Annotated in this window: 22 protein-coding genes; 15 read left to right on the forward strand and 7 right to left on the reverse strand. The window is 41.0% G+C overall.

Annotated features, from left to right (window positions below; genetic code table 11):
* The first annotated feature begins 85 nt into the window (after positions 1 to 85).
* From IQ19_RS09850 to IQ19_RS09870, 5 genes are all read left to right on the forward strand, one after another.
* The gene (locus tag IQ19_RS09850; protein WP_144542257.1) at positions 86 to 1,870 is read left to right on the forward strand and encodes an L-lactate permease; all 1,785 of its coding nucleotides are present in this window, start codon (positions 86 to 88) and stop codon (positions 1,868 to 1,870) included.
* Positions 1,871 to 2,023: 153 nt separating this feature from the next.
* On the forward strand, positions 2,024 to 2,740 hold the full coding sequence (locus IQ19_RS09855; protein ID WP_144542258.1) for a (Fe-S)-binding protein: 717 nt from the start codon (positions 2,024 to 2,026) through the stop codon (positions 2,738 to 2,740).
* A gap of 17 nt (positions 2,741 to 2,757) precedes the next feature.
* Entirely contained in the window at positions 2,758 to 4,185 is a 1,428-nt protein-coding gene (locus IQ19_RS09860; protein ID WP_144542259.1) for a LutB/LldF family L-lactate oxidation iron-sulfur protein, read from the forward strand.
* Positions 4,185 to 4,901 (forward strand): LutC/YkgG family protein, encoded by a 717-nt coding sequence (locus IQ19_RS09865; protein WP_144542345.1) that lies wholly within the window; start codon positions 4,185 to 4,187, stop codon positions 4,899 to 4,901. Before IQ19_RS09860 ends, IQ19_RS09865 begins: the two co-directional genes overlap by 1 nt.
* Positions 4,902 to 5,025: 124 nt before the next feature.
* On the forward strand, positions 5,026 to 6,090 hold the full coding sequence (locus tag IQ19_RS09870; protein WP_144542260.1) for a C45 family autoproteolytic acyltransferase/hydrolase: 1,065 nt from the start codon (positions 5,026 to 5,028) through the stop codon (positions 6,088 to 6,090).
* A gap of 297 nt (positions 6,091 to 6,387) precedes the next feature.
* Here the strand turns inward: IQ19_RS09870 and IQ19_RS09875 are convergent, their stop codons facing one another.
* Complete coding sequence (locus IQ19_RS09875) at positions 6,388 to 6,750, reverse strand: DoxX family protein (protein ID WP_144542261.1); 363 nt, start codon at positions 6,748 to 6,750, stop codon at positions 6,388 to 6,390.
* A gap of 119 nt (positions 6,751 to 6,869) precedes the next feature.
* Here IQ19_RS09875 and hemG point away from each other — a divergent pair, with 119 nt between their 5' ends.
* Positions 6,870 to 8,255 carry a protoporphyrinogen oxidase gene (gene hemG / locus IQ19_RS09880; RefSeq protein WP_144542262.1) on the forward strand — a complete coding sequence of 462 codons (1,386 nt, stop codon included), beginning with the start codon at positions 6,870 to 6,872 and terminating at the stop codon, positions 8,253 to 8,255.
* A gap of 225 nt (positions 8,256 to 8,480) precedes the next feature.
* Here hemG and IQ19_RS09885 read toward each other — a convergent pair whose 3' ends face one another.
* Positions 8,481 to 8,705 carry a hypothetical protein gene (locus IQ19_RS09885; RefSeq protein ID WP_144542263.1) on the reverse strand — a complete coding sequence of 75 codons (225 nt, stop codon included), beginning with the start codon at positions 8,703 to 8,705 and terminating at the stop codon, positions 8,481 to 8,483.
* A gap of 133 nt (positions 8,706 to 8,838) precedes the next feature.
* Here IQ19_RS09885 and IQ19_RS09890 point away from each other — a divergent pair, with 133 nt between their 5' ends.
* The 9 genes from IQ19_RS09890 (at position 8,839) to IQ19_RS09930 (ending at position 19,886) form a co-directional block, all read left to right on the forward strand.
* On the forward strand, positions 8,839 to 9,219 hold the full coding sequence (locus IQ19_RS09890; RefSeq protein ID WP_144542264.1) for a DUF488 domain-containing protein: 381 nt from the start codon (positions 8,839 to 8,841) through the stop codon (positions 9,217 to 9,219).
* Between the two features lie 143 nt (positions 9,220 to 9,362).
* A complete protein-coding gene (locus IQ19_RS09895) occupies positions 9,363 to 10,877 on the forward strand; it encodes an amidohydrolase family protein (RefSeq protein ID WP_144542265.1) in 1,515 nt (504 codons plus the stop codon).
* Positions 10,874 to 12,352: an amidohydrolase family protein gene (locus tag IQ19_RS09900; protein ID WP_144542266.1), complete on the forward strand. Its 1,479-nt coding sequence runs from the start codon at positions 10,874 to 10,876 to the stop codon at positions 12,350 to 12,352. The genes IQ19_RS09895 and IQ19_RS09900 overlap by 4 nt, the downstream gene beginning before the upstream one ends.
* A gap of 128 nt (positions 12,353 to 12,480) precedes the next feature.
* Complete coding sequence (locus tag IQ19_RS09905; RefSeq protein ID WP_144542267.1) at positions 12,481 to 14,046, forward strand: glutathione ABC transporter substrate-binding protein; 1,566 nt, start codon at positions 12,481 to 12,483, stop codon at positions 14,044 to 14,046.
* A gap of 81 nt (positions 14,047 to 14,127) precedes the next feature.
* The gene (locus IQ19_RS09910) at positions 14,128 to 15,357 is read left to right on the forward strand and encodes an amidohydrolase (protein WP_144542268.1); all 1,230 of its coding nucleotides are present in this window, start codon (positions 14,128 to 14,130) and stop codon (positions 15,355 to 15,357) included.
* 237 nt (positions 15,358 to 15,594) lie between these two features.
* Positions 15,595 to 16,983, forward strand: coding sequence for an allantoinase AllB (gene allB, locus IQ19_RS09915; RefSeq protein WP_144542269.1), 1,389 nt, complete (start codon positions 15,595 to 15,597; stop codon positions 16,981 to 16,983).
* A gap of 179 nt (positions 16,984 to 17,162) precedes the next feature.
* Positions 17,163 to 18,425 carry an allantoate deiminase gene (gene allC / locus IQ19_RS09920; protein WP_144542270.1) on the forward strand — a complete coding sequence of 421 codons (1,263 nt, stop codon included), beginning with the start codon at positions 17,163 to 17,165 and terminating at the stop codon, positions 18,423 to 18,425.
* Between the two features lie 25 nt (positions 18,426 to 18,450).
* Positions 18,451 to 19,215, forward strand: coding sequence for a (S)-ureidoglycine aminohydrolase (gene allE / locus IQ19_RS09925; RefSeq protein ID WP_144542271.1), 765 nt, complete (start codon positions 18,451 to 18,453; stop codon positions 19,213 to 19,215).
* A gap of 296 nt (positions 19,216 to 19,511) precedes the next feature.
* Positions 19,512 to 19,886 (forward strand): cupin domain-containing protein, encoded by a 375-nt coding sequence (locus IQ19_RS09930; RefSeq protein WP_242020949.1) that lies wholly within the window; start codon positions 19,512 to 19,514, stop codon positions 19,884 to 19,886.
* Between the two features lie 144 nt (positions 19,887 to 20,030).
* On the opposite strand, the gene IQ19_RS09935 is transcribed toward IQ19_RS09930, so the two are convergent.
* The 5 genes from IQ19_RS09935 to IQ19_RS09955 all read right to left on the reverse strand — a co-directional run bounded on the left by IQ19_RS09935 (position 20,031) and on the right by IQ19_RS09955 (position 24,916).
* Positions 20,031 to 21,356, reverse strand: coding sequence for an SLC5/6 family protein (locus IQ19_RS09935; RefSeq protein WP_144542272.1), 1,326 nt, complete (start codon positions 21,354 to 21,356; stop codon positions 20,031 to 20,033).
* Positions 21,353 to 22,045 (reverse strand): response regulator transcription factor, encoded by a 693-nt coding sequence (locus tag IQ19_RS09940; RefSeq protein WP_144542273.1) that lies wholly within the window; start codon positions 22,043 to 22,045, stop codon positions 21,353 to 21,355. The genes IQ19_RS09935 and IQ19_RS09940 overlap by 4 nt, the downstream gene beginning before the upstream one ends.
* The gene (locus IQ19_RS09945; protein WP_242020950.1) at positions 22,042 to 22,740 is read right to left on the reverse strand and encodes a sensor histidine kinase; all 699 of its coding nucleotides are present in this window, start codon (positions 22,738 to 22,740) and stop codon (positions 22,042 to 22,044) included. The genes IQ19_RS09940 and IQ19_RS09945 overlap by 4 nt, the downstream gene beginning before the upstream one ends.
* A gap of 165 nt (positions 22,741 to 22,905) precedes the next feature.
* On the reverse strand, positions 22,906 to 23,898 hold the full coding sequence (locus IQ19_RS09950) for an ABC transporter ATP-binding protein (RefSeq protein ID WP_144542275.1): 993 nt from the start codon (positions 23,896 to 23,898) through the stop codon (positions 22,906 to 22,908).
* A gap of 1 nt (position 23,899) precedes the next feature.
* Positions 23,900 to 24,916, reverse strand: coding sequence for an ABC transporter ATP-binding protein (locus tag IQ19_RS09955; RefSeq protein WP_144542276.1), 1,017 nt, complete (start codon positions 24,914 to 24,916; stop codon positions 23,900 to 23,902).
* Between the last annotated feature and the right edge of the window lie 6 nt (positions 24,917 to 24,922).

Genomic DNA, 24,922 nt, shown 5'->3' on the forward strand with positions numbered 1-24,922 from the left:
ATTATAATAAAGTCATCAGATGACCTGTTAATATGATTAGTTCAAAGGGAGAAGAAATTTTTCAGCATGAAAGGGGAAGAGGTATTTGAATATTGGTACACTGGCTTTAATTGCAACATTGCCTATCGTTTCAGTCTTTTTATTTTTGGTTATTTTAAGATGGCCGGCTAAGAGGGCTATGCCAGTATCGTTGGTTCTAACGATTATTATGGCCATGTTTATTTGGGAAGTGCCCGGAAATCAGGTTGCTGCAGCCGGGGTTAAAGGGGTTGTGACAGCGCTGGAAGTGGGAGTGATCGTATTTGGTGCAATTCTTCTTTTAAACACATTAAAAAAAAGCGGTGCCATTTTTACAATCCGTAAAGGGTTTATGAGCATTTCGCCGGACCGCCGTGTTCAGACCATTATCGTCTGCTGGCTGTTTGGATCCTTCCTTGAAGGTGCAGCCGGCTGGGGGGCACCTGCTACAATTGTGGGACCTCTCTTGGTCGCAATTGGTTTTCCTGCAATGGGAGCCGTTATGGTTGCGCTTATCCTGCAATCTACGCCAGTTTCATACGGTGCTGTGGGTACGCCCATTCTAATAGGTGTTAATTCCGGTTTAAAGGATTCACCATTAGTTCAAAGCTATATTGCTGAACAAGGAACGACTTTTGATGCTTACATAAATGGAATTGGCGGACAAGTTGCCCTTATTCACGGAGTTATAGGCATATTTATTCCTCTATTTATGGTGACAATGCTGACTTACTTCTTCGGAAAAAATAAATCGATTGCAGAAGGATTGGCAATTTGGAAGTTTGCTATTTTTGCAGGTTTGGCATTTACAGTTCCGTATGCTTTAGTAGCAAACCTTCTTGGACCGGAGTTTCCATCCCTGATTGGCGGTTTAATAGGCTTAGCCATTGTCGTGCCTGCTGCTAAAAAAGGATTGTTTATTCCTGAAAAATCATGGGATTTTGACGAAAAAGGCACTTGGGATCCGTCATGGACTGGTTCACTTCAGGTAGACGAATCGGAAAAACCAAAGAAGCAAGTATCATTCATGGCTGCGTGGCTGCCATATCTATTAGTAGCTATTTTATTAGTTTTAACACGATTGAAATATTTGCCGTTCTCCGCATGGCTCCAAGCCTTGGTCATCAGGTTTGAAAGTTTATTTGGAACGGCGATTACAGTTGAATCGAAACCATTGAATCTTCCAGGGTTCATATTTATTGTTGTTTCACTGCTATCAATCTTTATATTTAAGATGAATATGAAAGAGTATGGACGTGCAGTAAAGGACTCTTTTAAAACGATTGTTAGTGCAATGGCTGCCCTGATTTTCGCAGTTCCAATGGTACAGGTGTTTATCAACTCTGGCATCAATGCTGCTGATTATACAAGCATGCCTCTTGCGTTGGCAGAGGGAATATCAAATATATTTGGAAGCTATTGGCCGCTTGCGGCACCAGCAATTGGTGCAATCGGGGCGTTCGCAGCAGGAAGCAATACAGTTAGTAACATGATGTTCTCTTTATTCCAATTTGGTGTAGCTGATAATATCCTTGCAGCACCAGCAACCATTGTTGCTTTGCAGGCTGTCGGCGGTGCAGCCGGAAATATGATTTGTGTGCACAACGTCGTCGCAGCTTCTTCTTCTGCCGGATTAATAGGCAAGGAAGGGAATCTGATAAGAAAAACGCTGATTCCAATGACCTTCTACGTTATTTTTGCAGGCGGAATTGGCTATGTGGCCATTAACGGAATTGGCTTGAATATTGGAACCGTCATACTTGCTGTTGTGGCTGGATTCATTGTAGCGCTTATTGCCAAAGGCCAGAAGCAAAATAGAATGGAAGCTAAGCAGTTGAGGAAAACAGCGTAATGAAATTTGGCGAGCTCCCATTGAGGGAGCTTGCTCTATTTCGTTAAAGTCATCAGATGACCTGTTGACTAGGCGGTAGTAAAGGCTTAGACTGTATATAGTTAAATGAATGGCAAAATTTGAATTTACCTGAAGAAAGAAAAGGTGAGACCTATGAAAGTATCATTATTTGTAACCTGTTTAATAGATATTTTTCAGACGGATGTTGGGTTGGATACAGTGGAATTGCTTGAAAGGCTCGGATGTGAAGTCGATTTTCCGGAAATGCAGACTTGCTGCGGACAGCCGGCGTATAACAGCGGCTATGTAGATAAAGCAAAAGAATCGATGAAGCATATGATTAATGTTTTTGAGCATTCAGAGTATGTTGTTACTCCCTCCGGATCATGCGGAACTATGTTTAGAGAGTATCCACATGTCTTTAAGGGAGACCCGGTATGGGAACCTCGTGCCCAGAAATTAGCGGATAAGACGTATGAACTTACACAGTTTATTGTGGATGTTTTAGGAGTGGAGGATGTAGGGGCAAAGCTTAATGGTAAAGCAACTTACCACACATCCTGCCATATGACAAGATTATTGGGTGTAAAGGAAGCGCCAATGAAACTATTAAACAAAGTGGATGGCCTGGAAATGAAACCGCTCCCACATAATTATAATTGCTGCGGCTTTGGCGGAACTTTCTCAGTAAAAATGTCCGAAATCTCCGAGCAAATGGTAGATGAAAAGGTCCAGAGTGTTGAAGATTCTGGAGCAGAAATTTTAGTAGGAGCCGACTGCGGCTGCTTAATGAATATTGGGGGGCGTATTGACCGAAAAGGAAAGCCGATAAAGGTGATGCATATAGCCTCTGTATTAAACAGCAGATAGAGAAGGGGGAAGCATAATTGGCTATGAAAATAGGGGAGAAACCCTTTAAAGAACGTGTCTCGGACGGAATAGGCGATTTATTTATGCGTGGAGCGGTTTCCTCTGCCCAGGGACGTTTTCGCAGCGGAAGGTTAAATGCTGCTGAAGAATTGGGGAACTGGGAAGACTGGCGGAAGCTTGGTGAGGAAATTCGGACTCATACCATTGAAAATCTTGATTATTATCTGGAGCTTCTGAGCGAGAATGTGACAAAGCGCGGCGGACATGTTTTTTTCGCTGAAACCGCAGAAGAAGCAAATGAGTATATTACTAATGTCGTGAAAAAGAACAATGGCAAGAAAGTTGTTAAGTCCAAGTCGATGGTAACAGAAGAAATCAATATGAATGAAGCGCTTGAAAATGCCGGCTGTGAAGTGATTGAAAGCGATCTTGGAGAATGGATTCTGCAAGTGGATGATCATGATCCACCGTCCCATATTGTTACCCCGGCCCTGCATAAAAACAAAGAGCAGATCCGTGACGTTTTCAGGGATAAGCTGGGCTATGATAAGACAGAAAAGCCGGAGGAGCTTGCATTGTTTGCAAGGGAAAAGCTGCGTGAGGAGTTTTTGCAGGCAGATATCGGAATTACAGGCTGCAATTTCGCCATTGCTGAATCAGGAACGATTTCCCTCGTAACGAACGAAGGGAACGCGCGAATGGTCACAACCATCCCGAAAACACAAATCACGGTGATGGGGATGGAGCGGATCGTACCAACTTGGGAAGAGATGGAGGTTCTTGTGAGCCTGCTGACCCGTGCTGCAGTAGGTCAAAAGCTGACAAGCTACATTACCGCATTAACAGGTCCAAAACAAGTGGGAGAAGTGGATGGCCCTGAGGAATTCCATCTTGTTATTGTAGATAACGGCCGGTCTAAAATTCTTGGAACTGCATTCCAGTCTATCCTGCACTGCATCCGTTGTGCAGCTTGCATTAATGTGTGCCCGGTATATCGCCATGTAGGGGGACATTCATATGGGTCGATTTATCCGGGACCAGTGGGAGCAGTATTGACTCCACTTTTAGGAGGATATGACGAATATAAGGAGCTGCCATATGCTTCTACTTTATGTGCAGCCTGTACGGAAGCCTGCCCGGTGAAAATCCCTCTGCATGAACATTTGCTTCGCCACCGTCAGGGAATTGTTGAAAAAGAGGGAAAAGCACCTGTTTTTGAAAACATATCAATGAAGGCGTTCAGCATGGGGACGGCTTCACCTTCCATGTATAATATTGGGTCAAGGCTTGCCCCGAAAGCTCTAGGAGCGTTTGTCAAGGATGATAAAATTTCTGATGGGCCAGGCCCGCTGAAAAACTGGACGGAGATCCGCGATTTCCCGGCACCTAAGAAAGACCGATTTAGGGATTTGTATAAAAAGAGAAAGAAAGAGAGGGGAGAATGATGGCAGCTGGACAAGTTTATAATCGTAATTCTTTCCTTGATAACCTTGCGAAAAATTTGGGGAGGGAGCGCCGCCATCAGGTTGAGAGGCCTGAATGGGACCATAATCCCCAATGGGGTGTCCTAAAAGGAGCAACCCAGGATGAGCTTGTGGAGGTACTGAAAAAACAATGCTTGCTTATCCATACAGATGTACATGAAACAGTCTCATCAGAACTGCCTGCACTGATTACGCACCTGATTAAGGAATATGGCGGAAAATCTGTGGTAACATGGGATGATCCGCGTTTTGAAGAATTTGGATTATCCGGTCTTCCGAAAGAATTAAATGAAGAAGAAATCGCGGTTCGAGTCTGGGATCAAGAGGGGGGCGAAGAGAATCTCGCCTTCTCGGCGACAGCGGACATCGGGATTACCTTCAGTGATGCCACACTTGCAGAGTCTGGGACCGTTGTTTTATTCAGCGATAAAGGGAAGGGGCGTGCGGTTAGCCTTCTTCCTGTCATCTATTTTGCTATCATCCCGAAAAGCACCATTGTTCCAAGGATGACCCAGGTTGCAAAACACATCCATAATAAAGTTGAAAATGGAGAGCTTGTTCCGTCTTGCGTGAATTTTATTTCAGGTCCAAGCAATAGCGCTGATATTGAAATGAATTTAATTGTCGGCGTACATGGACCGGTAAGGGCTACTTATATAATTGTAGATGATAAATAAATTGGCTGATTCGCAGGTGGGCTGCGGATCAGTTTTTATATTTTCTAGGCAGGTCCGTCTGCTAGATTTTCAGTTACTCTTCATATATCCTTAACAAAAGAAAATAAAAGAAGAGGGATTTGTTTTGAAGAAGATTTACAGCGATATTATACAATTTCGGGGTACCCACTTTGATTTTGGATATATGCAAGGAGAGAGGTTAAAGGATTCACTGTCTGTAAAAAACCGCGAGGATCAATGGAAGGTGAGAAAGCCGCGCTTCTCGATTAATGAGGGTGAAGTGAGGAAGGCGATTACTAGGTTCGCGCCTGGCATTTGGGATGAACTGCTTGGATTGCAGGAAGCACTAGGGTGGCCCATGGAAAGGGTACTAAAAGAGTTTGGAGGCTATCGATTGGATTATGTCCGATCAGGCTGTTCAATTATGACTGGTGAAGACTACCTGATCCGAAATTATGATTATCATCCAAAAACATATGAGGGGCGTTATACCTTTTATCAGCCAACAGATCAGGGCTATGCGATGATGGGACCCAGCCAGCGGGTGACGGGCCGGATGGATGGCATGAATGAAAAAGGGCTTGTGATTGGCTATAACTTTATGAACCGGAAAAATCCGGGGGATGGTTTTATATGCTGTATGATTGGCAGGCTTATACTGGAGTCATGTGCCAATGTCCATGAAGCGGTCGATATGCTTAAGGAAATTCCGCATCGCCACTCTTTTACTTATGTGGTATACGACCGAAGCGGTGAGACTTATGCGGTGGAAACCTCTCCCCGGGGAGTAGAAATCCGCCAGACAACTGCCTGCACGAACCATTTTGAAATTATGAAGCATGAAAACCGGAACCATCTGGTTGATAGTAAGCGAAGGCTGGATGTGATGAAAATCCGCCAGGAGCAGCCTTTAAGCGCCCGTGATGCTTTCCGGCTTCTAAATGATACAGACAAAGGCGTTTTTTCCGATCTTTATGGCAGCTGGGCTGGGACGATCCATACATCCGCTTACCTGCCAATGGAGATGCAGGCCTGGTTCTCATTAGGTGGAGATCGGAAGCCGATAAAATTTGATTTTTCCAAGTGGCTTGGCGGGCAGGATGTCGAGTTCGATCGGATAACTGGAGAAGTTAATACGGACATTCCATTTTTGCATATGGATGAGCATGCGAATTGGTTTCGGAAATGAAAAAAGCGGAGAGGCTGAGTTCTCCGTTTTTTCTTTATTTCGTTCTAAATCTAAACATCTATTTGGAAGGGATTCTCTCATGAAATTTATAGGGTGTTTCGGATATATCGGTCACTTTCCCCTGTTTATCGGTCAGATTTTAAATAAATCGGTCACTTTTTTGATATATCGGTCAGATTTTTATTTTATCGGTCACTTTTTCGATATATCGGTCAGATTTTTATTTTATCGGTCACTTTTTCAAATATATCGGTCACTTCCCGTCCTATCAGCATTCCTTAATAAAATCTGTTCTGCTTACCTAGATTGCCTATATAAAATGAAAAGCAGTACAAGCATGATGACATCCAGCCTGGCGTCAAAGGCAAAAGGCATAAAACCTGAATCAAGAGCTGGCATTTTTGTCAGGATAATGGCTGCTATCATAATGCAGATAAGTGGAATGACTGCGTTTTTAGCACTTTTATTAAAAAGAATTAATACACCGCATACGATTTCTAGAAAAGCGACAACATGCATGAGAAGTTCGGGATAGGGAAGCCCCAGATTCACAAAAGCATTGCCTGTTTCCGCGCTGATCAGCTTCATAAAACCGGATACGATAAAAACGTATGATACTGAATATCGAAGCAGGTTCATCGTAAGGACTGAATGCTTCATGTGCACTCCCCCCTTTCCTAATATATATTCATCATTTCGACAAACCATCACATTCTTTCATCCAGATATTATGTGGTACACTTTATATATGAATTGGATGTAAATAGAGGTGTGTACAGGTGAAAACAGTATTGGTCATTGGTGGCGGGGTTACAGGGCTGTCCGCTATGTACGAATTGAATAAATGGAAAAAAGAAAATCAATCCGATATAAGGCTTGTGCTGGCAGAATCATCAGCACAGCTGGGCGGTAAAATTCGCACAGTCAGGGAAGGCGGCTTTATGATGGAAGCGGGCGCCGATTCGATTGTTGCCCGTAAAGCCAATGAGATGAATTTTATCCAAGAGCTTGGTTTGGAAGAAGAGCTCGTTTATAACGCAGCGGGGCGTTCGTATATATACAGCGATGGAAAGCTAAAGCTCATTCCGGCAGATTCTGTATTCGGGATTCCAGCCAGCGTTGAATCACTGGCAAAAACGACCCTTGTGTCTGCAGAAGGTAAAGTTGCAGCGCTAAAGGATTTTTATACGAAAAATGAAGGTTTTACGAAGAATGATTCCATCGGCGAATTTTTGGAGCACTTTTTCGGAAAAGAATTGGTCGAGAAACAAATCGCGCCTGTGCTTTCCGGAGTTTATTCCGGTGATCTCAGCGACTTGACACTTGCTTCTACCCTACCGCAAGTGTTCGACTATAAAGAGAAGTACGGCAGCATCATTAAGGGGTTTGAAGAAAACCGAAAAGCATTCCAGAGTGGCGGAGGAAAGAAATTTCTTTCCTTTAAAAACGGCCTGGATGCACTGATTCGTGCTTATGAAGAAAAATTGAATGGTGCCGAAATTTTGAAAAATACCCAGGCAGCCAAAATTGAAAAAGCAGATGGCAGATACAGGGTTACTTTTACCAATGGGGAAAGTCTGGAAGCAGATCATATCGTGCTCAGCATCCCCCATAATACAGCTGAAAAGCTGTTCGATGACCAAGGGATTGAAAAGGAGTTTAGCGGTCTCAAAAATAGTTCGCTTATTTCCATTTATGTGGCTTTTAATATACCGGACAGCGAGCTTCCAGCTGACGGTACAGGTTTTATCGTTGCAAATACCGATGAATTAACATGCAATGCCTGCACATGGACAAGCCGCAAGTGGCAGCACACATCTGAAAGCGGCAATCTGCTTGTAAGAGTATTTTATAAAAGCAGCCATCCGGCATTTGCATCTCTAAAGGAAATGAATAAAGAAGAACTTCTGCAGGTGGCTTTGGCTGATATAGAAAAAAGCCTAGGCATTAAGGCTGAGCCTGCAGCAAGCGAAGTGACCAATTGGACCGAAAAAATGCCAAACTACCTAATCACCCATCCGAAAACGGTGGCTGCACTTGAATGCATGCTGGCTGAGGATTACCCGGGAGTATGGCTTGCCGGCTGCTCCTATTACGGGGTCGGTATACCAGACTGTATCGAAAACGGGGCTAGCACTGCCAGGAAAATTATCGAGAATATATAATAATAAAATCCCCTCCTGAAAAGAAGGGGATTTTATTATGCGCCTTTGTTCTTAAGCAAACTCGCTTTCCATTTTTATTATTATTATCTTCATACCACCGCTTTATCAAAATATGTGTTTTATTAAGGATTGGAAGGAGGTTACTTTGATAGATTCAGCAGGATATTTTATTTACCGTTCCTTTGGAGGCGGAAAAAAGAGGCCCGAAGAAAGCACTAAAAAAAGTTATATAATATTCGTTTTATCATGGGTGTTTTCCATTTTGATTTGCTCAAGTTCAAGCTTCATTTTTTCCGTTTCAAGCAGGAAGTTTTCCTGTTTCAGCTTTTCCAGGGTGATTTCATCTTTAATCATGTTATGTTTAATTTTTGCCAGTCTTTGTGTATGAAAAGTCAGGATGCCGATAATGGGAATGGAGAAAATCATAATGACTGCAATTGTACCTGTCAAATTTCTTACACCTCACGTTTCATGGAATTAGAAAAATTTGTATAGTGTGTTTATAGTAAAATAATAGCAAATCACAATAGATATGGAAACGAAAAATATTAATAAGGAACCGTTCTGGAAGAGGTGCTTGCAAATGGCAGCAATTTTTATAAAGAGAATTTACGATCTACTTGAAGAAGATGACGGCTACCGTGTATTAGTCGACCGGCTTTGGCCGCGGGGAATAAAGAAAGAGGCTGCACGCCTATCTGCTTGGGAAAAGGATATTGCACCAAGCAGCGAGCTAAGAAAAGCGTTTAATCATATACCTGAACTTTTTAATGAGTTTCGGGAAAAATATCTAATTGAGCTACGTACGCAGGAAGAGAAGATCCGCAAGATAGAAGAGTTAGCCAATATATCCAAAGTGAATAAGGTCACCTTACTATATGCCGCGAAAGACCCGATCCATAATCACGCCCGTGTTTTATATGAAGAATTGATAAGAAAAGTAAATCAAAGGGAAGACACCTAATTTTAGAAATTATTATATCTTTACAAGTATAAATTATGAAAAAAAAGGTAGAAATAGTTTAAATAAAAGTAATAATTCCGAAAGTTCTATATTTCTTTCTTCCCTATAATTGTAGATAAAGAGGAAGGGAAGGGAGGAAGGAAATGATTGACTTACTGCTGATTCATGGAACGGTCGTTACAATGGATCGAAATAGACGGATGATCCAGGATGGAGCTGTTGCGATAAATGGAAGCAGGATCCTGGATGTGGATACTAGTGAAAAACTAATTGAAAAGTATGAGGCAAAGGAAATAATTGACTGCAGTCATCATTGTATTTTACCAGGGTTAATAGATGTTCATGGCCATGGCGGACACTCGATGTTCAAGACGATCGCCATGGAGAATCTTGACTTTTGGATGCCGATTATGACGAATACCTATAAGCACTTTGTAACAGATGACTTTTGGTACTATGAAGGGAAGCTCTCTGCTCTTGACCGATTAAAAGCGGGTATAACGACGGGTGTCTCTGTTCTTGGATCAATGCCAAGATCAGATGACCCTATTTTTGCCATCAATCATGCAAAGGCTTACGCTGAAACCGGTGTTAGGGAGGTTGTGTGCACTGGGCCTTGCAACCCGCCATGGCCACATTTATTCAGCCGGTGGATAGACGGTAAGAGAATTACAAGAGATGTAACCTACGAGGAAGTGTTAAATGGAGCAGAAGCGGTAATTGAGGCATTAAACCATGCAAATGAAGATCGGACAAGAGCATTTATTACACCTTTTGTAATCGTTACATCGGTTGAACCCTCGGGTCCAACCTCGCCTGCCAAGCTTCGTAAATTAACTGGGCATGATCTTTACCAGGCCAAAAAAATAAGGGAGATTGCCAGAAAATATAATACCAGGATTCACTCTGATGCTTTTGGAGGGATGATTCACTTAGCGGTACGGGATTGGGAGAATGCTCTTTTAGGTCCGGATGTTCATCTACAGCACTGCCGGGGGATATCTTTCGATGAGGCTAAAGTTTTAGCAGAAACAGGGACGAATGTGAGTGCATCACCGGGTTTTTCTCAAATTCATGCCCGCACACCGATCATAGAATTACTGGAGCTTGGAACGACGGTTGCAATCTCAACAGATGGAACTTCTCCATCAACCAGTTTTGATATGTTTCAAGCGATGAGGAAAACACAGTTCATTCATCAGGCAGCCCATAGAGATGAATATTGCTTGCCGCCTGGAAAGCTTCTTGAGATGGTTACAATTGATGCTGCCAAATGCATTGGGTGGGACGATGAACTTGGCTCTCTTGAAATTGGAAAAAAGGCCGATGTCATTACAGTCAATCTGCAGCAGCCGCATTTAACTCCTGAATTTATGCATATTCACCGGCTTGTCTATCAAGCTACAGCTAATGATGTAGAGCATGTTATCGTAGATGGCAAGATCGTGATGAAAGGCCGAAATGCATGTTCAGTTGATGAAAGGAAAGTTTTAGCCGAAGCAAATGAAGAGGCTTTTTCAACAATTAAACGTGCTGGCCTCGAAAAATATATGCAGCAGACGAAATACTTTTGGGGTCATACACGTAGCTATGCTGATGGAACCAACTATAACGAAGAAGACTGGACTTCTATTGTGGCGAAAGGGGATAACCAATGAAAACCAAGCTAAAGGGAAAATATGTTATCGGTTATGATGGGGAAGATCATGTCATTTTAGAAGATGCTGAGGTTGTATATGAAAGCCATACGATTGTCTATGTTGGAAAAAATTACTTAGGTCAAGCTGATAAGGTAATAGATGTTGGTAATGCCTTAATTAGTCCGGGGTTCATTGATTTAAATGCATTGGGAGATATTGATCACGACATTTTGCATATGGAAGCCAGTACGACAAGACAGAAAAATCTGCTTTGGTCCGAGCGTTATGTTGAGCAGGGACATCGTGAAATTATGACTGAGGAAGAAGAGGCTTTCAAATCCCTATATGCATATTCCCAGCTAATCCTTCATGGTATTACAACGGCAATGCCAATTACTTCTGTGCACTATAAGAGATGGGCAGAAACATATGAGGAGCTAGCCTCGGCAGCCGGCCATGCAGCAAGCTTGGGACTGCGGATTTATCTGGGTCCAAGTTATCAATCGGGGGTTAGGGTCGTTCAGGGTGATGGAAATATAAAGATTTATTGGGATGAAGATGCAGGAAGGAAAGGATTGGAAAGAGCTGTAAGATTTGTGGAGGAAATTGATGGCTCTTTTAATGGATTGGTCAGGGGAATGCTTGCACCTGAACGGATTGAATGTCAAACGGAAGAAAGTTTAATCCAGACAAAACATTATAGTGATAAATTGGGTGTTCCGATCAAATTGCATGCAGCCCAAGGCAGTTTTGAATATCATACTATCATTAATAACCATGGCGTAACCCCAATAAGGCATTTGTATAATCTTGGATTTTTAGGGGAAAAAACAGGAATTCCACATGCTCATTTTATTTCCGGATACAGTGAGGCACTAGCAGGTGAGGGAGATGATTTGGCGCTGCTGAAGGAAACAAATACGACTGTTATTCATTGTCCTTTAATTATTGGGAGGCATGGCCAGGCGATGGAATCCTTTGCGAAGTATAAAAGGGCTGGAATCAATTTAGCTTTGGGAACAGATACCTTCCCTCCGGATATGTTTCAAAATATAAGAACAGGGAGCATGCTATCACGGATAGTAGATAAAGAAGTTGAGGATTCAGCATACGCTGATTTTTACCGGGCGGCTACACTGGGCGCGGCGAATTTTCTTGGCAGGGACGATTTGGGGCGTCTTGCTGCTGGAGCAAAAGCAGATATCATTGCTATCGATTTAGACGGATTTCATATGGGGATTTTAGATGATCCCATACGAACCATGATTGCAAGTGGAACCGGAAGAGATGTAAAGTTATCAATTATAAATGGGAATGTAGTAATGAAAGACCGAAAAATACCTAATCTTAATTTAGATGAAATAAAATGCAAAGGTCAAAAATACTTTGAAAAGATGAGAAAAGGATATATGGAGAGAGATTATCAGCAGCTTCCTGAGAATGAATTGCTGCCGCCGTCTTTTAAAGTTGTTGACTCAATCAGCAAAGGATAAATTCTTCAAGGATAATCAAGTAGTAGAAATATTTAAAAAACTAGTAAAGATAATGGAAATTAAGTAATCTGAATATTTTATATAATTAGACAAAGACCTTATGGTTTTAATAAAAGGGGGTATAGTCTATGAAAGCAAAAAGAAGATTTGGGAAGTTAGTTTTAATTATGCTGATGGCAATCCTTATTGCAGGCTGCTCAACAAAACAGGACGTTAGCTCAAGTCAAAACACCAAGGGTAAAACGTCTGATAGCGGCGGGACTTTAGTTATAGCCCGCTTGTCTGACGCTGAAAATTTAGATCATCATTTCATGTCCACAATCAATGCTGCCAGCGTTACACATAATAAAATTTATGAGGGGCTTGTTGGCCGGGACAAAAATGCTGAAATAAAACCTTTGCTGGCAGAACAGTGGAAACAGTTGGACGATACAACATGGGAGTTCAAGCTCAGAAAAGATGTAGCATTCCATGACGGGACTGCATTTAATGCGGATGCTGTGAAAGCTACATTTGACCGGCTGTTAGATCCGGAAGTTGCTTCCCCTAGGGCCGTTGTATTCAAAATGGTAGAAGAAGTAAAGGCAGTTGATGAATATACTGTTCAATTTAAATTGTCAGAGCCGTTTTCCCCTTTACTTTCCATTTTGGCCAGTCATGAAGCCGGAATTATCGCACCAAAAACGATTGAAAAATACGGAAAAAAAATAATTCAGGAGCCAGTTGGGACAGGTCCATTTGTGTTCGAGTCCTGGACCCCAGGCAAAGAAATTGTGTTTAATAAAAACGAAAAATACTGGGGTGCTGAACCTAAACTAGATAAGGTCTTATTTAAGGTTGTCCCGGAAGAAACAACAAGGATTTCAATGCTTGAAACAGGTGAAGCCCATATAGCTGAACCACTTTCTGTCACCATGATGGATACGGTGGAAAGCTCCAGAAACTCTGAAATATACCGCAGCGAAGGATTTGGCACAGAGTATATTGGTTTTAACGTACAAAAGACGCCATTTGATGATGCTCGGGTCCGTAAAGCAGTTGGACATGCAGTTGAGATGGATTCCATTATAGAAGGAGTATTTAACAATATCGGAAACAAATCAAACTCGCTATTGGGGCCTAAGGTTTTCGGATACCATGAAAGTATGAAAGCATACGAATATAATCTCAATGAAGCAAAAAGACTGCTGGCTGAAGCAGGTTATCCGAATGGGTTTGAAACAACATTAAAAACGATGGACAAGAAGGAATGGATAAATATGGCAGAGGTGCTTCAGTCACAGCTAAAAGGAATCGGAATTAAAGTGGATATACAAGTGTTTGAATATGGCACATTTGTCGAACAAGCAAACAGAGGCGACACGGAAATGTTTATTTTAAGCTGGAGAAATGCAACGGGAGATGCTGATTACAATCAATATAATCTTTTCCATAGCAGTTCTCACGGTGCTGCTGGCAATACTTTCTTTTACAGCAATAAAGAAGTGGATAGTTTAATAGAATCTGCTCGTGCTGAAAAGGATTCGGATAAACGTTTAGAGCTATATGAAAAGGCTCAGGAAATTGAAATGGAAGAATCCGTATATATTCCGGTCCGTGTGATTGAGAATATGGCTGCAATTTCAAAAGGAGTGAAAGGCTTCTCTATAAGTCCTTCTGGTTACTTGGAGATCAATGATATTTCAATTAAATAAGCTGTCAAAGATAAGAGGGATATCCATTCTGGATGCCCTTTTATCTTGTCCAGGATCTTAAATAAAGAAAGGGGAATGAATATGAAAGGGAATTATTGGATAAAGAATGTGCGGCTGGAATGTGGTTACAAGAAAGAGAATGATAGAGTGATAGGTACAATAACAGATTTATTTCATATATTAATAGAGGGCGGGCGCATTGCAAAAGTTGTTAAAGACTGGGAGTGTTTTTCAGGTAACTTACCAGTAAAAGATGCAGGGGGACTGCTTCTTTTGCCATCCTTTGTCGAAAAGCATGTTCACCTTGATAAAACATACATGGGGGAGAAGTGGAAAGCCTGCAGCCCTGCTTCAAGTGTCATTGAACGCTGTGAAATAGAAAAAAGTGCATTGGCATCCATACCAACAAGCACCCATCAGCGGTCAAAAGCATTGCTTGAGAAATTAATATCATTTGGATCAACTCACGTTAGAACTCATGTGGATATTTACCCTGAAGTCAAACTGCAGAATTTAGAAGGGGTTCAGCAAACATTGGAGGAGTTTTCAAATTATGCCAGCTCCGAAATTGTTGCGTTTGCCCAGCACGGTTTGCTGCGCTCAGGAACTCCTCAGCTTATTAAAGAAGCCGTTAGGAAAGGTGCAGGAATTGTGGGAGCGGTAGATCCTGCAACCGTTGACAACAATATTGAAGCTTCACTCGTTCAATTAATGGATTTGGCTGTTGAGGGAAATGCAGATATTGATTTGCATTTACATGATCCTGGCCATCTTGGGACTTTTACGATGAAACGGCTGGCCATTTTAACAAAGGAAGCAGGCTGGGAAGGAAGAGTTGCGATCAGCCATGCATTTGGACTTGGAGATGTTTCGAGAGAAGAAGCATATGAAATGGCAAATATTTTAAAGGATGCAGGTATTTCGATCGTTACCAGCCTTCCAATAGGCCGAGCGATACCTCCAGTTAATCTGTTAAATGAATGCGGAGTAGAAGTCGCAGTTGGGAATGATAATATTTTTGATTCATGGTGGCCTACAGGAAACGGAGATATTCTGGAAAGAGCTGGCCGCTTAATCGAACGGTACAGGTGGACTGATGAAAAATCTCTTTCCCAGGCAATGCGGTTTATTACAGGAGGTAAAACACCCTTGGATAAAGAGGGGAATCAGATATGGCCCAAAGCAGGAGATGAAGCCAGTATGATCCTGATCGATGCAAGCTGTTCGGCAGAGGCTATTGCAAGAAGATCAGAACGCAGTGCGGTATTTTACAAGGGGAATTTAGTTTACGGTAATGCAGGTAATATTTGAAAATAACTCTATCAAAATCTCAAGCTATCCCCTAACCTATGTTGTGGATGCAAAAAGTAAAAATAACTAAAAAACAGGTAAAAAAATTCAGAAAAAATAGTTTGATTATTTTATATAATTTAATAATTAAGAGACCTTTCGTAATACTCTGGGGGAGTTCCGCTAGAATATCTCTTTGCAGTATGCAGTATGAGGATTGCATAGACGTTTTTATTAAAGCGTAAAGGGAGAAAAACGATGAAATATGATCTGATTATAAAGGGTGGTAAAGTTGTTTTCAGGGACGAAGTAAGAAGAAATGATATAGCAATTAAAAATGGAATAATTGCAGCGATTGCTGAAACAATTGACAATGAAGCTGAACAGACCATAGATGCAAGTGAACAATATGTCATGCCTGGAATGATTGATACTCATGTGCATATTTGTGAACCCGGCCGAACGGAGTGGGAAGGTTTTATAACAGGGACAAAAGCATTGGCAGCTGGCGGGACCACATGTTATGTAGATATGCCTTTAAATGCCCTGCCAGCTACGATAGACAGGGAAACCCTGTATTTAAAGGCCGAAGCAGCAAAAGGGAAGAATTATATTGATTATGCATTTTATGGCGGACTTGTTCCAGGCAATCTTGAAAGACTTAAAGAGCTCTCTGATGAAGGAGTTGTAGCATTTAAATGCTTTATGTCCACCTGCGGTACTGATAACCCCAATGATTTTTCGAATGTGGATGATTATACGCTTTATACAGGGATGAAAAAGATTGCAGAGTTGGGGCATATTTTATCGATCCATGCGGAAAATGCCCTTATTACAGACCGGTTAGGGGAAGAAATGGCTGGGCAAGGAAGGATTACTGCGGCAGATTATGTCCTATCCCGGCCTGTTTTTACTGAGGTTGAGGCAGTAAAACGTGCTCTTTATTTAGGGAAACAAACAAGGTGCCGGCTCCATTTTGTGCACATCAGTACTGCTGAAGCAGTAGAGGAAATTGCAAAGGCCCGAAGAGAGGGACAGGATGTGTCACTTGAATCTTGTCCCCATTACTTTACAATCACTGCCGCACAATTCGAGGAAATTGGCCCGGCTGCCAAATGTTCACCCCCGCTTCGCAGCAGAGAAGAACAAGAAAAACTTTGGCAGCAGTTAATAGAAGGCAAGATTGATATGTTAACGTCTGATCACTCACCATGTCCACCTGAAATGAAGCAAAGTTCTTCAAATAATTTTTTTGAAGTGTGGGGAGGAATCACCGGCTGTCAAAATAACGTAGATTTAATGTTTGATGAAGCGGTTTTGAAACGTAATATACCGATAACTAATTTTGTAAAGATGATTTCCTCCAATCCGGCTGAGCGTTTTAACATTCCTAATAAGGGAGAAATAGCTGTATCAATGGATGCCGATATTATCTTAGTTGATGCCAATCGCTCTTATGTTGTAAAGGAAGAAGGGCTATTTTATCGCCATAAGCAGAGTCCCTATATTGGAAGAACGATTGATTGCCGAGTAACCAAAACCCTTGTTCGCGGCATCGTTGTATATGATTTGGACCAGGGGATTGCCGGGGAACCTCTTGGCCAAGTTATCAGGAGCAAAAGTCAAGCAGAAGCTATGAACGTATAATTCTCTATTACTGCTTTTTACTAAGTTTTTTAAAAAAAATGATAAGAAGTAATAGATTTTTACACAGGAAGTAAGGAAAGCAAACTATTTAAGAAGTTTAGTAGAGCCCCAATTCAATTCAAGACGTAGAACCCGCCAATACCATAGAAATACAATAAACATTGGGAGGATTATTGGGTATGGAAGATTTAATCAAATGCCATGGAAAGCTTGAATTTGAAAATTTGGCAATACGTATTGTGAAAAGGCTGGAGTGGCTGGGGACATTTGCGAAGGATCCAGGAGGGGGGATTACCCGTCTCCTTTATTCCAAACAATGGACGGATACTCAGCGAGCTCTGAAATCCTGGATGGAAACCGAAGGCTTAAAGGTACAGTTTGATGAAGTTGGAAATTTAAGCGGAGTATTGAAGGGACAAAATCATGGTGAGACGGTTTTAACAGGGTCTCATATAGATACTGTGAAAAATGGCGGATTATATGACGGCCAATACGGCATTGTGGCTGGGATTCTAGCAATAATCTTTTTGAAGGAACAATATGGAATGCCAAAACGAAATCTTGAGGTTGTTTCATTGGCAGAGGAAGAAGGGAGCAGATTTCCTTACTGCTTCTGGGGTTCGAAGAATATCGTTGGAAGCGCAATTAAGAAGGATGTTGAAAATCTGGTAGATTCCAATGGTGTTCCATTTGCTAAAGCAATGAGTAAAGCAGGGTTTGCTTTTAGAGAAGAAAAAAAAGCTCCGCGCCAGGATTTGAAGATCTTCGTCGAAGTCCACGTTGAACAGGGAAATGTTCTTGAAAACGAAAATAAATCTGTCGGTGTCGTAAAAAGCATAGTTGGACAAAGGCGTTTTACGATTGAGGTAACTGGTGAAGCGAACCATGCTGGAACAACACCAATGAATTACCGCAAAGATGCTGCTTTTGCTGCAAGCCATATGATCCATGAAATGCTCAACTTGGCAAAGCAGTATGGTGAACCGCTGGTAGCAACAGTTGGGAGGATTGATATTTCACCCAACATTGCGAATGTGGTACCGGGAAAAGCCGTTTTCACTTTAGACTTGCGTCATATTGACAAACATGTCATTGTCCATTTTACTGAAGCATTTACTGAAAAAATAAAAGATATTTCAAGAGAGCATGAAGTTGATGCGACCATTGAAAAATGGCTCGATACTGATCCAGTCCCAATGGATCCTAAAATTGTAGAAATTATTGAAAATCACTGTATGGAAAAAAACTTGAGTTATAAGGTAATGCACAGCGGTGCCGGCCATGATGCACAAATTTTTGCACCTTTCATCCCAACGGCTATGCTGTTCGTTCCAAGCCATAAGGGCATTAGCCATAACCCGGATGAATATACCGAGCCGGATGATTTAGCTGAAGGAGTTAAAGCACTGATCGGTACTCTATATGAACTAGCTTATAAATAAAATTGATATAAAGGGGAGTTTTTGAATGGGCTATCCAAACGACTTATTATCAAGCAGGTCTGTAATAGAACATGGGAAGTACGCCTTAATTGCACCTGAAGGATTAGTGAACAATGTTATTCCTGGATTTCATAATTGTATTATTTCTATTTTAGGTTCGCCCAAGCTTGGGGCAAGCTTTGTCGACTACTATGTGACAATGAAAAAAGGGGGCGGTAATAGTGAAGGGTTTGGGGGCCAAGAAGATATACAGACATTTGTCTACATTATAGAGGGGAAATTGAAGGCTGTTGCAGGCGAGCAAGAGTTTATCTTGGAGGAAAGCGGATATCTTTACTGCCCGCCGGGAGTAAAGATGCATCTGGAAAATATGAAGGATGGGGACTCTAAGCTCTTTTTATACAAGCAAAAATACCGTCCTCTTAAAGGGCGAAAGCCATGGGCTGTATCCGGCCATGCAAACAGAATTGAATACAGGAACTACGATGATATGCACAATGTAAACATAAAAGATCTATTGCCTGCTGATTTGGATTTTGATATGAATTTCCATATCTTGTCTTTCGATCCTGCTGCCAGCCACCCGTTTATTGAAACACATGTTCAAGAGCACGGTGCATATATACTTACCGGGGAAGGGATGTATAATCTCGATAATAAGTGGATTCCAGTCAAAAAAGGTGATTATATTTTCATGGGTCCTTATGTACACCAGGCAGCCTATGCTGTGGGGAGGGAAAATTTAACCTATGTCTACTCCAAGGATTGCAATCGGGATGCGGAACTGTAATAGCCTGTTTTATTTTTAGATAGGCTATTTTAAAGCTTATTGTTGATTTTTAGCACCCTGTTGATTGGAGCGAAAAGGTACGAGATCCTCGAAAATGCATTCGCATTTCCTTCGTGCGGTGTTTACTCAAGGAAGCTTACTCAAAGTCCTGCGGGAGTAGCGTGTCAACGGGAGACCCCGCAGGTGCGAGCACCGAGGAGGCTCCTGGACCGCCCGCGGAAAGCGAGTGCCTGCAGCGGAAATCAACAGGCAAATTTAACAGAATATTTAGATAAAAAAATATATGGGGAGGAGTAATGGCAGTGTCAAACATTCAGCAGATCATGGAAGAAAGAGTTTTTGAAATTGATAAGATAGCAAAATTTGATCCTAATAATCCTCAAAAGAACTATTTTTATGAAACAGATAAAACGGTAGGTGCTGTTTGGTGTCTGGAACCAGGACAGGAAGTATACTTGCATTCCCATTCAAATGTAGACGATATTTGGGTTTGTATCGAGGGAACAGGAACATACTTCCCGGACTTGGAGAATGAAATCCAAATAGGGAAAGGCATGGTGATCCTTGCCAAGCCTAACCAGATTCATGGGATGAGAAATACTGGTGAGGAAAGATTTTTATTTGTCGGCTTTGCTGCCGGTTCTTTGCCAATGGATATAACAAGATATTAAATGCAAAATTTCGTACAGGCACATACTTTTCCTTCTCTGCCAGATGTTATATAAATGTATCTGGCAGAGAAGGATCGGTTAATTCAAATACATAAATGCGATTGATCCTGAAAAAGATTAAACAAAAGCAAGTCCGCTCCCAAGCTAATATCTCTTTGAGAATTTATACGACAACTTCATTTTTAAAATATTATAGATGAAATAAACTAAACAAATTAAGCTTGATATGAAAAAACTGATCCAAATCGTTATGAGATTTTCCACAATAGGCAAAGCAGCAAAGCCCCCGGCTGTCCCAATGATTGAAGCTAAGGGAATGAGGGCAGGCAATGTTTTATTGCCTAGGATAATATATAGCATTGGCACGATCATTGAAGCATAGATATTTCCGAAAAAAAACAACAGTTCAAGAGGGTTAGGAGGTAATATACTTACGATAATAAGTAAAAATAAACAAATGATTCCGGAAAAAATATAAGTATATCTCCACTTTTCTTTATTGCTCAGGGGATGGAGTAAATCGAATATATTTTTAATTATTAATGTGACAGTAGCATGCAATTCTGCGCTAATAGCAGATGAAATGGAACTAAAGCAAAAAAGAATAAATAAGACAATAAGCAAAGTTGAATTGATTTTTCCAACAAGCTCAAATAATAAAGAATAAATTGAATCATAGCTTCTCCCAAAAATAATAATCATTATTAAAGATGATAATGCAAGCGGAATGGTTGCCCATATTAAACCTGCTAATGTAAAGGTCATTCGCAGTTTTTCTTTTTGTATGATAAAGACTCTTTGCCATGAGGCACGATCAACTATAACTTGTCCAAAGCCTATTAAAATGGCAGTGAAAATAAACCAAATAGCTTCTGTATTTTTAACATAAAGTATATATGGATGATATAACTTAATCCCTTCATAAACAGGATATACCCCTTCCTGGATATAAAAGTAAACAGGAATAATTATGACCGCGCTGAATATCAACACTACATTGATTCCTGCAAGCTGATGGATTCTTTGCATACCTCCTGCTCCGCCAATAAAAAAACAAAACAATAAAAATATAGCCATTCCAGAAAAAACTGGCCATGGAAAAATCATATGCAAAAGAATTCCTGCACCCATAGCCTGGACAAATATGGAATGAATACTAATCACGAGAAGAATAGAGATCATGTACCAATAACCGCCTGGAGTCAATCTTTCCCTTAAGACATCACCTATTGTTTGCTGATCATGGAACCGATCCCGGATCTTTTTTGCTAAAATTCCGAATAAAATTAGCGCAAGCGCGCCCATAAGCGAATAGCCGATTCCTCCGGTTAGTCCATACTTGATTAATGTTTCTGGAGAGGAGAGAATTGTATTCCCAGTTACCCATCTGGACAAAAGACTAACAATTCCAAAACCGATTCCCAGGTGGAATGCTCCGCTTATGTAAAATTGGAAATCGTTTTTTTTCATTGGGAAGTCTCCTTCAGACGGTAATCCCTAGGTGATTGGCCAGTCATTTTCCGGAATATCTGGCTGAAGTAATGCTGGCTGTTAAAGCCACACTTCTCTGAAATGGCGCTAATACTTAAATCTGGACTTTCAATCAGCATTTTCTGGGCCTGTTTTAATCGAAATTCATTTAGGTACTCGGAAAATCCCATTCCCACTTCCTCATGGAATTTTCTGCTCAGATAGGCTGAATTAATATGAATTTTAGAAGCTAAATAGTTCAAGGTTAGTTTCTCGCTATATTCTTTTTGTATAATTTGCAAAGCTTTTACAATTTGCTCCGAGTAACTGCCTATTCGTTCATACCTTGCCAAAACTGACAATAACTCCTCCTCAATGACAGGCTTTGTAATGTAATCAATAACTCCAAGCCTGAGTGATGTTTGGATATATTTGAAGTTTTGATAGGCAGTGACCATAATTATATCGATATCATTGTTAACGGAAAGTTCCATAGCTAAATCAAGACCGGATTTGCCTGGGAGCTGAATATCAAGGAAAGCGAGAAAGATGTCATGCTGCTTAATTATTTGGAGGGCTTGGGAGGCATCTTGTGCCTTGAAAAATTTCCAGTTTAAAAATTTCTTTTGAATGAGATATTCCAATTGCTCCAGTTCAATTGGTTCATCGTCTACAAGCAAGATATTCATTGCACTTTTTCACCTTCCAGTTTTTCTGACTTAATTACAAAGGGGAAAATAGCCAAAACAGCTGTTCCGCCCCCTTCGTTCCTTAATTGAACAGAAGTTTCATCTTCCGGAAACAGTAGCTCAAGTCTCTTTTTTATATTCTCTAATCCGAGCCCCCCATCAGAGTGACTGGTTTCAGTGCTTTCAAATGAGTTGTTCCACACAGATACATGTATTGATGATTCTATTTTTAGAACATTAATTTTTAAAAAGGCATTACCAATATGTCTTTCAAAAGCATGTTTAAAAGCGTTCTCCACAAGAGTCTGAATTAAAAAAGGAATAATAATAGCTTTATTTACATGTTTGTCCAATTGAATTTCGTAGTGAAGCCGATCTCTAAACCTGGTTTTTTGTATCTCTAGATAATAATTTACATAAGTAAGCTCATCTTCGATTGGTATGAAATTATTAATTGTTCGATACTTAAATTTTAGAAGTTTTGAAAGAGTCTCTATGGAGCGAATTAATTCTGTTTTGCGGTCCAGTCTTGCCAAAGCCAGTATTGAATTTAAGGTATTAAAAAAGAAATGCGGCTGTATTTCCTGATTCAATTGATTGTATAAAGCTGTTTGCAATTCTCTCTCTAAAGCTATCTCACGTTTCTGTCTTTCAAGCAAATCAATTCTTTTTTCAAAAACAAACAAAAATAGCAAGGTAAAGGATCCCAGCAAAGGAACCAGAACACAAAACATAATATAAATGGAGAAGGATTCAATAGGCAGCATCGTACATGTTTCTCCTTAAGTATTAAAAAAGGGATGTATGCGAACATCTCCCTTTTTTAATATAACATTTTAAGCAAAATAGATGTATTTGTTTTAAACTGGCAAATCTTCTGCAATATGACAGCTTACAAAATGATTTTTCACAAGCTCCCTTAAGGGTGGTTCTTCCTGCTTGCATTTTTCTACAGCAAAGGGACAGCGTGTATGGAACCGGCAGCCTCTAGGAGGATCTATGGGTGACGGCACATCTCCTTTTAAAATGACACGGTCTCTTTTTAAAGTTGGATCCGGAACAGGAATAGAAGATAATAAGGCCTGTGTATATGGATGGAGTGGAGAATCAAACAGTTCTTTTTTCTCTGCTATTTCAACCACTTTTCCTAAATACATCACCATAACCCGGTCTGAAATGTGCCTGACCACACTCAGATCATGAGAGATAAAAAGAAATGTCAGTTTAAATTGTTTTTGCAAATTCTTCAAGAGATTGAGAATTTGTGCTTGGATTGATACATCCAAGGCGGATACAGCTTCGTCGCAAATAATTAGTTTCGGATCAACCGCCAGCGCCCTGGCAATCCCGATACGCTGGCGCTGTCCACCGCTAAACTCATGCGGATATCTATCAAGGGATTCTGCAGAAAGACCAACATAGCCAAGTAATTCCAGCATCCTGTCCTTTCGCTTTGGCTTGTCAACTACTTCCTGGATGGCCATTGCTTCATTTAAAATTTGCTTAACTGTTTGCCGAGGATTAAGAGAAGCAAAAGGATCTTGAAAAATAACCTGCAAATCTCCTCTAAGTTTCCTCATTTCCTTTTTATTTAGTCCCAAAATATCTTGCCCCATATAATGAACTTTTCCATCAGTCGGCTCATCAAGTCTTAAAATTGCACGTCCTGTAGTTGATTTACCGCAGCCTGATTCTCCAACTATACTTAATGTCTCACCTTCGTATAGCTCAAATGAAATATCGTCCACCGCTTTTACATATGCTTTTGGCTTGAAGAAGGAGTCTTTCTTCACAGGAAAATATTGTTTTAAATGGTCCACTTGCAAGATGATCTTTTTTTCTGCTGTTTCCATGCTAGATAACCCCCTCTTTATCTCTATTGCCAGTCCATTCGTCTGTATATTTCCAGCACCGCACTTTAACCCCATCAGACTGATTTATAAGGTTTGGCTGATGTGTTATGCATATGTCTTCCCGATATGGGCATCTAGAAGCAAAGCGGCATCCGGCTGGCATATTGTATGGGCTAGGGACACTGCCGTCAATCGTAATTAATTCGTCTTGATCTTCATGGATCTTAGGCAATGAGTTCAGCAGCCCCTGAGTATAAGGGTGCTTGGGATTAGCAAATAATTGCTCAGTAGAAGCGTGCTCGACAATATTTCCGGCATACATAACGGCTACCTTATCACATGTTTCTGCAACTACACCCAAATCGTGAGTAATCATTATTACGCCCATTCCTATTTTTGTCTGCAGCTCTTTAATCAGCTCCAGTATTTGCGCTTGAATCGTAACATCCAATGCTGTTGTTGGTTCATCTGCAATTAATACTTCCGGTGTGCAGGCAAGGGCCATTGCAATCATTACTCGCTGGCGCATCCCGCCGCTTAACTGGAAAGGTTCTTGTTTAGCTCTCTTTTCAGGAGAAGGGATTCCTACCAGCTTCAGCATTTCAACTGACTTTTCCCAGGCGGCTTTTTTTCCCATCTTTTGATGCAGCCTCAAAGCTTCCGCAATTTGTTCCCCAACTGGGATTACAGGATTTAATGAAGTCATAGGTTCCTGAAAAATCATCGATATTTCATTTCCTCGAATTTTCCTCATTTCATCCTCTGTCATTGTAACTAAATCTTTTCCTTTAAATAAAACGGATCCGCCAGCAATTTTCCCCGGAGGAGAAGGGATCAGGCGGAGAATGGAAAGGGAGGTCATACTTTTCCCGCATCCCGATTCTCCTACAATTCCCAAAGTCTCACCTTTATGCAATGTAAAATCGATGCCATCAACGGCTTTGCTTACTCCGCGTTTTGTTGTGAAATGCGTTTTTAACCCTTTTACTTCAAGAATAAGCTTATTTTTTTTGTTCACGGTCAG

The organism is Cytobacillus oceanisediminis (genome assembly GCF_007830235.1).
Taxonomy (GTDB): domain Bacteria; phylum Bacillota; class Bacilli; order Bacillales; family Cytobacillaceae; genus Cytobacillus; species Cytobacillus oceanisediminis.